The following is an 11918-nucleotide window of genomic DNA, read 5'->3' on the forward strand; positions in this document are numbered from 1 at the left end:
GGTGGTTTCAGGGGGCTAACGCAACACCTCTTTTACCCGGAGGTGCTGTCATGAAGTTCTGGCCTTGGTCTACTATCGAGTCACTCTTGCACCTCTTGGTGCAGGGCTATTCCACGCTCGAGATCAGTCGAAGGACTGGTGTCCCCAGGACCACGGTCACGGGGTGGGGTAAGCGTTTGGGTATGGAATTCGCTCGGGGCTATCACGGTGGCGCGCACACGGTTGATCTCAGTGGTGTCGTGCCGGAGAGTACGTCGCGGAAGTACCGAAGGCTGACGCTTGGGGACCGCGCCTTCATTCAGGCTGCGAGATCGTTGCCCACGCCCCTCTCGATGCGAGGGATCGCGTCTGAGCTGGGGGTGGCTCCCTCGACCGTGTCGCGAGAGATCATCGCGCATGGCGTGCGTCACGGGCGCGATCGTCAGTATGTCGCCGAGGTTGCGCATTACCGGGCCCTTGCCGCGCGCCCGCGCCCGCATCCGGGAAAGCTCGCCGACCCCGTGGTACGGGCGCGAGTAGTGACAGGGTTGAATCAGAAGCACTCCCCGCAACAAGTCGCTCACAGGCTCCGCGTGGACTATCCCGATCATCCGGAGTTGCAGGTGTCCCACGAAACGATCTACCAGGCCCTCTACGTGCAGGGCAAAGGCGCGCTCCGGCACGAGCTCACCGTTGAGAAAGCACTCCGGTCTGGGCGTACGGGCAGGGTTGCGCAGTCGAAACTTCCCCGCCGTTCAAACCGGCCTTGGCTCGAAGGGGCACGGTTATCGGATCGTCCTGCCGAGGTGGAAGACCGGGCAGTCCCCGGGCATTGGGAAGGTGACCTCGTGGTCGGTCCTGGGAACTCTGGCCTGGTGACTTTGGTCGAGCGGCAGACCAGGTTCGCGTTGATCGGGAAGCTTCCCGGGACACGGGAATCGATGACGGTGATCGAGTTGATGCAGCGCATGATCCGTTCGTTGCCCTCCGAGTTCGTCAAAACGGTCACCTGGGATCAGGGGCAGGAGATGGCTCAGCATCACAGGTTCACGATTGCGACGGGGTGCGAGATGTATTTCTGTGATCCGCACTCGCCCTGGCAACGTGGATCGAACGAGAACCTCAACGGCCTGATCCGGGATTTCTATCCCAAGGGCACGAACTTCAACCAGGTGACTGGTGAAGAGATCGTACTGTTGCAAGACCTGCTGAACGATCGCCCGCGCAAGACTCTGGACTGGGCAACGCCGCGTGAGAAGCTAGGAGCTCTACTCACCGGTGTTGCACTGACCCCCTGAAACCGCCGTCGAATTTTGAGCATCTACTGTCGAGCTGGGGCCGGGGCGGGCGGGGCCGGGCGGGCCCCGCGCACTCAGTCGAAGATGTCGTCGAGGAGGCCGCCCAGCAGCACGCCCCCGAGCACCGGGCCGAGCACGCCGGCGCCGCCGCGGGCACCGCGATGGCCGCCCCACCCGCCCCAGTCGTCGTCGTCCGGGCGGGAAGAGTCGATGTCGCGCTGAGCGAGGCGCACCGCCTCGTCCGCGAGCTGCGCGGTGCGCCTCGCGAGCTGCTGGGCCCGCTCCCGGGTCTCCTCGGGCACGACGAGCGGATCGATCTCGAATCGGATCCGCTGCGCCTCCGCGAAGCGCGTACGGGCGTCGGCGCCGATCCACCCGCGGTGGCCGTTGATCAGCCCGTCCGCGATGCCGAGCGCGCGATCGGCGACCCCCACCTCATGCCACACGTGCTCCGCCGAGGGCAGCGGGTGGGCGGCGCGCTCCCGCGCCTGCGCCACTGCGGCGTCGAGCGCGGCGTTGGCCTCGGACACCGACGCGAGGTCCGCGAAGGGATCCGATCGACCGCCCGGCGACGCGATCTCCGCGAGCGCCGCCTCGAGGCGCTCGACGGCGTGCGTCACCGCCGGCGTTCGAGGGGCGCTCCTCGCCGCGATCAGGTCGCCCCGCGAATCCTCGATCACATCGCCCAGCGTGGCCTGCGCGCGCATGGCCTCGATCTCGAAACCGTCGACCCCGTCCACGATCGACGCCGCCCGGCGCACGGTCTCCGTCGCGGTCTCCAGCGCGAGGTTCGCCTCCTCCGCGCGACCGGCCGCGCGTCTGCGCTCGGAGAGGTCGGCGGAGCGCTCGGCGAAGTCGAGCAGCTCCTCGGCCTCCTCCGCGGTGATGCGCACCCGCTGCAGCGCCGAGGCGCTGTAGCGCTCGCCGAGTCGCTCGATCGTCTCCCGCATCTGCGGAAGCCGCCCCCGCAGCGCCGAGATGTCGTCGCGCACGCGCTGGAGGATCCGCGGAGCCCGTCGCACGCGGGCGACGCGCTCGCCCAGCGCCTCGGTGCGCTCGTCGAGAACGCTCTCCGCCCACTCGCAGAGCTGCAGGATGCGCGCGTTGCGGGTGCGGACCTCCTCGACGGCATCGGGGATCTCGTCGTGGTTGAGCTGGTGCAGGTGGAACGCCTCGGCGAGGTGGGTCTTCACGGCGTCGAGGCCCGTCCGGAGCTCGCGGGTGGGCGTCTCTCCGAGCTCGGCGACGGCGAACGCGAGCTCGTCCTCGGTGGTGCGGATGCGCTCGTCCGCGGTGACGAGCGCGGTGCGCGCGCGGCGGCCGAGATCAGCGTCCGCGGACTCCTGCTGTTCCTGCGCTTCGCGTCTGCGGCGTCCCCAGAAACCCACCATGACCCCGATCCTACTCTCACACGTTGCGTATAGAGTGAGCGGCAGAGGCGGCCGGGCGGGCAGCGCTCGTCGGACACCGCCCCGTCGGAACCGTCGCCTCCAGGCTCCCGATCGAGAGGAACACGATGACCAAGCAATCGATTTTTGGCCGTATCTCAGCGCTGGTTCGGGCGAATCTGAACTCGCTGCTCGATTCCGCCGAGGATCCGCAGAAGATGATCGATCAGCTCGTCAGGGACTACACGAACAGCATCGCCGAGGCCGAGGCGGCGATCGCCGAGACCATCGGCAATCTCCGCCTGCTCGAGCGCGACTACGCCGAGGACGTCGAGACGGCGAACGAGTGGGGGACGAAGGCGGTCGCGGCCAGCCGGAAGGCCGACCAGCTGCGCGGCTCGGGCAACTCGGCCGACGCCGACAAGTTCGACGCGCTCGCCAAGGTCGCCCTGCAGCGGCAGATCAGCGCCGAGAACGAGGCGAAGGAGGCGGCTCCCACGATCGCGGCGCAGAACGAGGTCGTCGACAAGCTCAAGGCCGGCCTCGAGGGGATGAAGCAGAAGCTGGAGCAGCTCAAGACCAAGCGCAGCGAGCTGGTGGCCCGCGCGAAGGTGGCGGAGGCCCAGAACCGCGTCGCCGACGCCGTCAAGTCGGTCGACATCCTGGACCCCACGAGCGAGCTCGGCCGCTTCGAGGACAAGATCCGGCGCCAGGAGGCCCTCGCCCAGGGCAAGCAGGAGCTCGCCGCATCGAGCCTGGACGCCCAGTTCACCGAGCTCGAGAACTTCGAGGTCGTCACCGAGGTCGAGGCGCGGCTGGCGGCGCTGAAGGGCGGGCCGGCGCCGCAGGCGCTCGAGCAGTAGGCCGCGGCGCTACCCGACGAGGCGCACGTTCAGCCGCTCGAGCGTCGCCTCGTCCATGCCGTTGGCCAGCAGGTAGTCGCGAGCGGAGCCGTACTCCCGTTCGATCCCGGCGAGCGCCGCCTCGATCGCGGCGACCGGCGTGGTTCCCACCAGCTGTCGGAGGTCGTCGGTGATCTCCCGGCCGCGGCCGCGGAGCGTCTCGAGGTACCCGTCGAGCCACGCGCCCGCGAGGTGGCGCTCCGACTCCGCGTAGTCGGCGACCACGTCCTCGCGGGAGACTCCGACCGCCAGCAGCGTGAGCGCGGCCACCGCACCCGTGCGGTCCTTGCCGGCAGTGCAGTGGAAGACGGTCGCCGAGGCGATCCCGAACGCCTCGCCCTCTCCGGCCGGCTCCTCCTCGGCGAGCAGGGCGACCGCGGCGGTGATCGTGCTCGCGTAGCGGGAGTAGAGGAGCTCGGTGACCTCCACGACCCCGAGGCGGCGGCGGATGTGCTCGCGGGCGCTGGGGAAGATGGGGTGCGGGATCAGCGCGGAGGCGGCGGGGAGCGCGTCGGGGGCCAGCCGCTGCTCGTCGTCGTCGCGCAGGTCGATCACGCGGTGGACCCGGAGGTCGGTCACCTGCTGCCGGCCCCGATCGCTCAGCCCGTGCAGCGCGTCCGAGCGGAAGAACACGCCCGTCCGCGTCGCGCCGCCATCCGCCTCGTAGCCGCCGAGATCGCGGAAGTTGTACGTGCCCTCGACGGGCAGCAGGCGGGTCGTCATGCCCCCATCCTGGCAAGCTCCGGCTCCGCCGGCAACGCGACGGTCGCCTCCGGACCGTCGCCTCCGGACCGTCACCTCCGCACGGTCACGCCCTCCAGGTTGATCCGCGAGTTCGTGTTGCTCTCGGGGAAGCCCGAGACCCGATCGCTCACGACGTTCGTCGGTGTGTAGTTGAAGAGCCACTTCGCCGGGGCGTCCTCCGCGACCTGCCGGGCGGCCTCCGCCAGCAGCCGATCCTCCTCGGTGCGGTCGGGGGTGGTGAGCGACTCGGCGTAGAGGCGCTGCACGCGCTCGCTGTCGTACTCGAAGTAGTAGGCCGGATCGGCGTAGTTCGAGAACTTCCGGGCCTCGGCGTGGTCGACGTAGCTCAGCTGGTAGTCGTGATTCGTGTAGACCTCGTCGAGCCACATCGAGAAGTCGACCGTCCTCACCTTGACGCTGACCCCGACATCGGCGAGCTGGCTCGTGAGCAGGTCGAGCGGAGCCCGGTCGTAGTGGTCGGGGGCGGTGAGGGTCAGACTCAGATTCTGCTGGCCCGACTCGACGAGCAGGCGCCGGGCGGCCTCGGGATCGTAGTCGTGCACCGCGGTGAGGTCGGCGTAGCCGGGCTCCTGCTCGGTGATGGGGCTTCCGAGCGCCCTCCCGTCGCCGTGCTGCGCCTCGATCAGCGCCTCGACATCGATGGCCCGGCTCAGCGCTTCGCGCACCCGCGGGTCGTCGAGCGGCGCCCTGGAGCAGTTGAACGCGAGGGTGAAGACATCGGTGCCCTCGGATCGGATCATGGTGAAGTCGTCGTCGCCCTCGAACTCGGGACGCAGCGTGGGCAGGAGCGCGGTGTGCACGTCCAGCTCGCCCCGCCGGAGGGCGGTGACGGCGGCGCGCCCCTCGGGCAGGAACCGGAACACCGCGGTTCCGAGGGTGGCCGGCGCTCCCCAGTAGTCATCGTTGCGCACGAGCGTGATGCTCTCGCCCCGATCCCACTCCGAGAACCGGTAGGGGCCCGTGCCGTTCGCGGTCTGCGCGAGCCCGTCGACGGCGCCGCCCTCCAGGATGAGACCCGGGCGGTTCGCCAGGTGCCACAGCAGCTGGTTGTTCGGCTCGGCCAGCTCGATCCTGACGGTCCGGGCGTCGACCTCGAGCACCTCCGCATCGGTGCCGAGCAGTTCGGCGGTGAGGGTGTCGCGGAGGGAGGCCGCGACGTCGCCGGCGGTGAGCGGGCTCCCCGAGTGGAAGGTCACCCCCCGTCTCAGTGCGAACGTATAGCTCCGCCCCTCGTCTGCGATCTCCGGCATCTCCTCCGCCAGCACCGGGACGAACTCGTCGATGCTGCCGGGAGCGAGGCCGATGAGCCCCTGGTAGACGTTGTCGACGAGGATCTGGTCGACGGGGACCCCGACGGCGGTGCGCACGTCGAGGCTCTGCGGCTCGGCGATGAGGCCGATCGACAGCTCCTCACCGGCCGCGCCGCGATCGCGGACGACGGAGGCCGCCACGGCGCCCGCAACGACCGCCACCGCGACGGCCGCGGCCACGAGCAGGCGCGCACGCACGCGCCGCCGTCGGCGGGTCGCGGCTGGATCCGGTCGCGCGCCGGGCTTCGGCTGGGTCACTGCGGAGGGCTCCTCGGAATCGTACAGGCGGCTCGCGGCCGCACGCAGGCTGATGGGCATCAAGACTGTCGGACGGTGCGCGCGCCGATGCACGAACGTCGATAGCCGAGGGTACGCGCCGAGACGCACCGTTGTCGCGCCGGCGAAGACCTCGTTGCCGTCTTGTTACGAACGTCAGGTGTCGCTCTTAGCGGTATCCGCCGTCCTGCAGCCCCGCCTCGATCTCGAAGCGGTTGCGCAGCGGGTCGCGCCCGGCGAGGAAGTAGAGGATCGGGAGCGCGAGGCCGTATCGGCGCCACTGGTCCCGATGGACGCGCTCGTGGCGGAGCACGGCCGGCCCGTCGTTGTCGGCGGTGAGATAGCAGGCTCCGACGCAGCTGCCGCCGCGGCCGAACGTCCAGCGAGGCATGCCTCGAAAGACCCAGAGGCCGTCGACGCGGCGGACGCGCCCCGTGCTCCAGACGGATCCCCAGAGGAGGCCGACCGCCGTGGCGTAGGCGTAGCCCAGTCGGGCGAGGGGCAGCGGGCGCTCGTCGCTCACGTGCGCTCCTGCCCTGCGGTGAGCGCGCCGAGCAGCCGCAGCACCGTCGGCCGGTCGTCGGCCGCGGCCTCCGCGTCGCCAGGGGCGAAGCCGCAGATGGCGGCCCCGGCGAGCGGCACCGCCTGCACCGCGGCCTTGACGGCGGCGGTCAGCTGCGCGATGCTCAGGCCGAACGGCACGGCCGTGTGCACCGACCTGAACTCCGAGGGGTCGAGCACGTCGAGGTCGATGTGCACGTAGACGCTGCGCGCACCGAGTTGCGCGAGCCGCTCCCGCACCGCCGAGGCCGCGTCCCGCTCGCCCGCCTCGATCGTGCGCAGACCGAGACGGCGGAGCTCCACGTCCTCCTCCGCGTCGAGCGCCCGGACCCCCACGAGCGTCACCGCGTCGGGGGAGACCGGGGGATCGAACGCGAGATCCTCGACCCCGTCGCCCAGGGCGTGGCGCAGCGCCATGCCGGCGGCGGCGCCCGACGGCGAGGTGCTGGGATGCTGCAGGTCGGCGTGCGCGTCGAACCACAGCACGGCGAGCCCGTCGGCGCCCGGGCCCGCGACGGCCGACTGCAGGCCGGCGAGCGTCGACGCGCAGTCACCGCCGAGTGAGATCGCCGGGCCGGCGATCCCGTCGATGATCTCCGTCGCCGCGTCGCGGGATCGCAGCACGCTGCTCAGACGCGCCACCGGGGTGCCGAGCCCGTCGCCGGCCTCGAGGGGCACGGAGACCTCGTGCCTCGCCGACGACGGGAGGTCTTCCCGGAGGGCGTTCGCGCCCTCGATCAGCTGCATCGCGCGCGTCGACGGGGATCCCTGCCACTGGGGCATGACCAGATATGCGGGCCTTGGCATCGTTGTTCACCTCGCGTCTCGCTGAGGGTTTCATGCTACGCCGAACCCCGGGCGCGGAGCGTCGGCATTCGCTGAGAGCGCACGCCGTCCCGATCCCGCTCGCGCTCTCCGCTCGCGCTCTCCGCTCGCGCTCTCCGCTCGCGCTCTCCGCTCGCGCTCTCCGCTCGCCCCTGCGCGGCGCCCCTGCGCCGATGGCCGCAGCCCGCTCGCCCCGTGCGGCGCCTATTCGCCGACGGTGACGAAATCGATCAGCTGCTCGACCCTTCCCACGAGGCTCGGCTCGAGATCGCGGAAGCTCCGGACGCGGGAGCGGATGCGCGACCAGGCGTCCGCGATGTCGGCCGGTTCGTCGGAGGGCCAGCCGAGCGCGCGGCAGATGCCCCGCTTCCACTCGATGCTGCGCGGGATCTCCGGCCACTCCCGCAGCCCCACTCGCTCGGGCTTCACGGCCTGCCAGATGTCGACGAAGGGGTGCCCGACGATGAGCACGTGCGGACCGTGCGGGCCGCGTGCGATGGCCTGCGCGATCCTCGTCTCCTTGCTTCCGGCGACGAGGTGGTCGAGCAGCACGCCGGCCCTGCGGCCCCGCCCCGGTCCGAAGTCGGCGAGCACCTCGTCGAGGTTGTCCGCCCCCTGCAGCATCTCGACGACGACGCCCTCCACGCGCAGGTCGTCGCCCCACACCTGCTCCACGAGCTCGGCGTCGTGCTTGCCCTCGACGAAGATGCGGCTCGGCATCGCGACTCGGGCGCGCTGCTGCTCCACGGCGAAGGATCCCGATGCGGTGCGGCGGCGGCCCTCCGGCTGCCGGCGCGGCATGACGAGCGCGACGGGCTTCCCGTCGATCAGGAAGCCGTCGGCGAGCGGGAACGCCCGAACCTTGCCGCGGAAGTCCTCGAGCTCCACGAGCCCCTGCCGCACCGCGACCACTGCACCGCACCACTCCGTCTCGGTGTGCTCGACCACGAGCCCGCGAGCGAGGGGCACGGGGGTCCGGGTCACCGGGCCGCGCCGGGGCTTCATGCGGGCGAGCGGGTCGGAGTCGTATCTCTCGTCGAACACGACTCCGAGCTTAGAACGTCGACGGGCCGCCCCGATCCGTCGGGCGCAGCGAGCGCGGTGATAGCGTGCTGTGGTGAGCACAGACCCCGAGGAACCCGCGCCCAGGCGCGGACGCGACTGGAGGGGCCTGTTCGTCGACCTCGCGCCGCTGCGCACGAGTCCGGAGTTCGCGCGGCTCTGGGCCGGATCCTCGGTCGCTCAGATCGGAGCGCAGCTGACGATCGTGGCGGTCGGCCTGCACATCTACGAGCTGACCCGCTCCACCTTCGCCGTCTCGCTCGTCGCCCTCTGGGCGCTCGGCCCGATGATCGTGGCGGGACTCGTCGGCGGTGTGCTCGTCGACAGCTTCGACCGGCGCAGGGTCGCGCTCCTCACGGCGATCGTCGCCTGGACCAGCATCGGCACGATGACGCTCATCGCGTTCCTGGGGGTCTCGACCACGTGGCCCTACTACCTGCTGGCCGCCGTGAACGCAGCGTCCGCCACGATCATCGGGGCGGCGCGCGGCGCGATCCTGCCCCGCCTGCTGTCCCCGCAGCTGCTGCCCGCCGCGGCGGCGCTGAACGGGATCACGATGGGCCTGGCGGTCACGGTCGGGCCGGCGCTCGCGGGGCTGCTCGTCGCGGGCGTGGGATTCTCGTGGACGTACCTGGTCGACGCCGTGCTCTTCTCGGCGGCCTTCCTCGGGATCCTGAGCCTGCCGCCCATGGTGCCCGCGGGCGCGGCCCGGGCGCCGGTGCTCGCCTCCATCGCGCAGAGCCTCTCGTTCCTGCGCCGGGCGCCGAACGTGCGGGCGACCTTCGTCTTCGATCTCATCGCGATGACGCTCGGCACGCCGCGCGTCGTGTTCCCGGCCGCCGGAGCGCTCGTGCTCGGCGGCGAGGCGGTGACGGTCGGCATCCTCACCGCGTCGTTCGCCGTGGGCTCGCTGCTGAGCAGCCTCCTCTCCGGGCCCCTCGGACGAGTGCGCAGGCAGGGGCGCGCGGTGACCCTCGCGATCGGGGCGTTCGGGATCTTCACCGCCCTGTTCGGCGTCGTGCTGCTGGTCACCGGCGCCGTCGTGGGGCCGGGCGGCCCCGACGGCGTCGTGATGCCGGCGCTCGTGCTCGCGGGCCTGGCGCTGGCGGGCACGGGGGCGAGCGACAACGTGAGCGCCGTGTTCCGCACGACGATCCTGCAGGCCGCCGCCCCGGATGACGTGCGCGGCCGCATGCAGGGCCTGTTCTACGTCGTCGTCGCCGGCGGCCCGAGGGTCGGGGATCTCGTCGCGGGCGCCGCGGCGACGCTCATCGCGCTGTGGGCCCCCGCGCTGATCGGCGGGATCCTGATCGCCGCCATCATGGCGGTGCTACTGCGCACCTGGCACGGCTTCCAGCGGTACGACGCGCTGCACCCCGTTCCGTAGCCGCGGCGGCCGCCCGCGCCCGGTGATACGGTGCTGGGATGAGCACCGCAGCCGCCCCCGCCCCCGGCGCAGAACCCTTCGTCGTCGTCCGCGGAGCGGGGGCCATCACCCGCGTCACGCTCAACCGTCCGCGTGCGATCAACGCCCTGAACCGCGAGATGGCGGAGACGGTGATCGCCGCGGTCGCGGAGGCGGCCGGCTCGGGATCGAGCGCGATCCTGCTCGACGGAGCCGGTGACCGCGGCTTCTGCGGCGGCGGCGACATCAAGGCCATGACGGGGGGCAGCCCGGATGACGCCGTGGACTTCCTGCGCGCGGAGTACCGCGCCGACTACGCGGTCGCGACCTCGCGCGTGCCCGTCGTCGGCATCATGGACGGCATCACGATGGGCGGCGGGATCGGCCTGACCGGCCACGCGGCGCTGCGGGTCGTAACCGAGCGCAGCCGCCTCGCGATGCCGGAGACCCGCATCGGGATCGCCCCCGACGTGGGCGGCCACCTGCTGCTCGCGGGCGCGCCGGGGCGGCTCGGGGAGCTGCTCGCGGCGACGTCGGGCAGCATGACCGGCGGGGACGCCGTGGCGCTCGGATTCGCGGATCGCTTCGTGCCCTCCTCGCGACTGCCTGAACTGCAGGAGGCGCTCGCAGAGGGCGCCTCGCCCGAGGACGCGGTGCGGGCGGTGGTCGAGGAGCCGCCGGCCTCGGAGCTGATCGAGGCGCGGGAGTGGTTCGATCCCATCGCGGAGCGCGCGCTCGGCGGGAACGAAGCGTCCGCCTCGGAGGATCCTGCTGCCGCGGCTCTGCGGTTGATCCGGGAGCTCGAGGCGGCCGCGTCCGCGACGGGCCCCGCCGCGGCGCGGGCGGCCGATGCGGCACGGGCCGTTCGCGCCGTGTGCCCCGTCTCGGTCGCCGTGACGCTCGCGCAGCTCGACCGCACGCGGAGGCTGGGCCTCGGGCTCGCGGAGGTGCTCGCCGACGATCTGCGGGTGCTCGGCCGACTGCTGCGCCGCCCCGACTTCGCCGAGGGAGTGCGGGCCCAGGTCGTCGACAAGGACGGCGCGCCGCGCTGGCGGCCGACCCGGATCGAGGAGATCGACGCCGCGGAGGTCGCGGCGGTGCTGGCGCCGCTGCGCGAGGACGAAGCGCCGCTCGTGCTGCCGTAGCGATCCGGATCCGCTGCGGGCACACGGATCGGAGCGCTTCCCCGGCCCACGGCGCGGCGTCCGGGATAGCCTGGACGGATGAGCGCGCACTGGCACCCCGAAGGCCCCGACCTCGTGGTCGCCGGCGACAACCTGCCGATCCTGCGGGGGCTGCCCGCCGGCGCGTTCCGGGTGATCTACCTGGACCCGCCATTCAATACCGGGCGCAACCGACGGGCGGAGCGGGTGCGCAGCGTCTCCGCGCAGGGGGAGAGCGCGGGGGAGCCGCAGAGCCGGCTCGGCTTCCGCGGTCGGGGCTACGCCGTGACGCGCGAGATGACGCTCGCCTACGACGACCGGTTCTTCGATTACTGGGACTTCCTCGAGCCCCGGCTCGAGGAGGCCTGGCGCCTGCTCGCCGACGACGGCACCCTCTATCTGCACCTCGACTACCGCGAGGTGCACTACGCGAAGGTGCTGCTCGACGCCCTCTTCGGCCCCGAGTGCTTCATCAACGAGATCATCTGGGCCTACGACTTCGGCGCGCGCACCAAGCGGCGCTGGCCGACGAAGCACGACAACATCCTCGTGTACGCGAAGGATCCCGAGGCGTACTTCTTCGACGCCGACGCGGTCGACCGCGAGCCCTACATGGCGCCGGGCCTCGTGACGCCCGAGAAGGCCGCCCTCGGCAAACTGCCGACCGACACCTGGTGGCACACGATCGTGTCGCCGACGGGCAGGGAGCGCACCGGCTACCCGACGCAGAAGCCGGTCGGGATCCTGCGCCGCGTCGTGCAGGCGTCGTCGCGGCCGGGCGACTGGGTGCTCGACGCCTTCGCGGGCAGCGGCACGGCCGGTGCGGCGGCCGCTGACCTGGGGCGGCGCTTCGTGCTGATCGACGAGAACCCTGAAGCGCTCGACGTGATGCGGGGGCGCTTCGCCGGTCGGCGGGTGCGCTTCGTCGAGAGCGGTGACTGGTCCACCTCAGGCCCCGATCTGAGCGCATCAGAGTAGACCACA

General features: G+C 71.7%; 11 protein-coding genes. 5 read left to right on the forward strand and 6 right to left on the reverse strand.

Going from position 1 to position 11918, the window contains the following annotated elements; translation table 11 throughout:
- Positions 1-50 precede the first annotated feature (50 nt).
- The gene (locus JD276_RS07745; RefSeq protein ID WP_443673896.1) at positions 51-1277 is read left to right on the forward strand and encodes an IS30 family transposase; all 1227 of its coding nucleotides are present in this window, start codon (positions 51-53) and stop codon (positions 1275-1277) included.
- Between the two features lie 74 nt (positions 1278-1351).
- Here JD276_RS07745 and JD276_RS07750 read toward each other — a convergent pair whose 3' ends face one another.
- Positions 1352-2668, reverse strand: a complete 1317-nt coding sequence (locus JD276_RS07750; RefSeq protein ID WP_200115077.1) for a hypothetical protein — start codon at positions 2666-2668, stop codon at positions 1352-1354.
- 125 nt (positions 2669-2793) lie between these two features.
- Between JD276_RS07750 and JD276_RS07755 the strand changes: the two genes are divergently transcribed.
- Complete coding sequence (locus JD276_RS07755) at positions 2794-3528, forward strand: PspA/IM30 family protein (protein ID WP_200115078.1); 735 nt, start codon at positions 2794-2796, stop codon at positions 3526-3528.
- 9 nt (positions 3529-3537) lie between these two features.
- On the opposite strand, the gene JD276_RS07760 is transcribed toward JD276_RS07755, so the two are convergent.
- The 5 genes from JD276_RS07760 to JD276_RS07780 form a co-directional block, all read right to left on the reverse strand.
- Positions 3538-4290, reverse strand: coding sequence for a tyrosine-protein phosphatase (locus JD276_RS07760; protein WP_200115079.1), 753 nt, complete (start codon positions 4288-4290; stop codon positions 3538-3540).
- Positions 4291-4361: 71 nt separating this feature from the next.
- On the reverse strand, positions 4362-5900 hold the full coding sequence (locus JD276_RS07765) for an ABC transporter substrate-binding protein (protein WP_200115080.1): 1539 nt from the start codon (positions 5898-5900) through the stop codon (positions 4362-4364).
- 187 nt (positions 5901-6087) lie between these two features.
- A complete protein-coding gene (locus JD276_RS07770; RefSeq protein WP_200115081.1) occupies positions 6088-6441 on the reverse strand; it encodes a Fe-S oxidoreductase in 354 nt (117 codons plus the stop codon).
- Positions 6438-7286, reverse strand: a complete 849-nt coding sequence (locus tag JD276_RS07775; RefSeq protein ID WP_200115082.1) for an arginase family protein — start codon at positions 7284-7286, stop codon at positions 6438-6440. Before JD276_RS07775 ends, JD276_RS07770 begins: the two co-directional genes overlap by 4 nt.
- A 222-nt stretch (positions 7287-7508) precedes the next feature.
- The gene (locus JD276_RS07780; protein WP_200115083.1) at positions 7509-8348 is read right to left on the reverse strand and encodes a DUF3097 domain-containing protein; all 840 of its coding nucleotides are present in this window, start codon (positions 8346-8348) and stop codon (positions 7509-7511) included.
- A 73-nt stretch (positions 8349-8421) separates the two neighbouring features.
- On the opposite strand from JD276_RS07780, the gene JD276_RS07785 reads away from it, so the two are divergent.
- The 3 genes from JD276_RS07785 to JD276_RS07795 all read left to right on the forward strand — a co-directional run bounded on the left by JD276_RS07785 (position 8422) and on the right by JD276_RS07795 (position 11912).
- Positions 8422-9753, forward strand: coding sequence for an MFS transporter (locus JD276_RS07785; protein WP_200115084.1), 1332 nt, complete (start codon positions 8422-8424; stop codon positions 9751-9753).
- 38 nt (positions 9754-9791) lie between these two features.
- Complete coding sequence (locus JD276_RS07790; protein ID WP_200115085.1) at positions 9792-10916, forward strand: enoyl-CoA hydratase/isomerase family protein; 1125 nt, start codon at positions 9792-9794, stop codon at positions 10914-10916.
- A 78-nt stretch (positions 10917-10994) separates the two neighbouring features.
- The gene (locus JD276_RS07795; protein ID WP_200115086.1) at positions 10995-11912 is read left to right on the forward strand and encodes a DNA-methyltransferase; all 918 of its coding nucleotides are present in this window, start codon (positions 10995-10997) and stop codon (positions 11910-11912) included.
- The last annotated feature ends 6 nt before the right edge of the window (positions 11913-11918 follow it).

It is taken from the genome of Leucobacter chromiisoli, assembly GCF_016522505.1.
Lineage (GTDB): Bacteria > Actinomycetota > Actinomycetes > Actinomycetales > Microbacteriaceae > Leucobacter > Leucobacter chromiisoli.

Excerpts from the sequence above, each read along its gene's own strand:
- JD276_RS07745 (WP_443673896.1), top strand. The coding sequence starts at position 51 with ATGAAGTTCTGGCCTTGGTCTACTATCGAGTCACTCTTGCACCTCTTG.
- JD276_RS07750 (WP_200115077.1), bottom strand. The coding sequence starts at position 2,668 with ATGGTGGGTTTCTGGGGACGCCGCAGACGCGAAGCGCAGGAACAGCAG.
- JD276_RS07755 (WP_200115078.1), top strand. The coding sequence starts at position 2,794 with ATGACCAAGCAATCGATTTTTGGCCGTATCTCAGCGCTGGTTCGGGCG.
- JD276_RS07760 (WP_200115079.1), bottom strand. The coding sequence starts at position 4,290 with ATGACGACCCGCCTGCTGCCCGTCGAGGGCACGTACAACTTCCGCGAT.
- JD276_RS07775 (WP_200115082.1), bottom strand. The coding sequence starts at position 7,286 with ATGCCAAGGCCCGCATATCTGGTCATGCCCCAGTGGCAGGGATCCCCG.
- JD276_RS07790 (WP_200115085.1), top strand. The coding sequence starts at position 9,792 with ATGAGCACCGCAGCCGCCCCCGCCCCCGGCGCAGAACCCTTCGTCGTC.
- JD276_RS07795 (WP_200115086.1), top strand. The coding sequence starts at position 10,995 with ATGAGCGCGCACTGGCACCCCGAAGGCCCCGACCTCGTGGTCGCCGGC.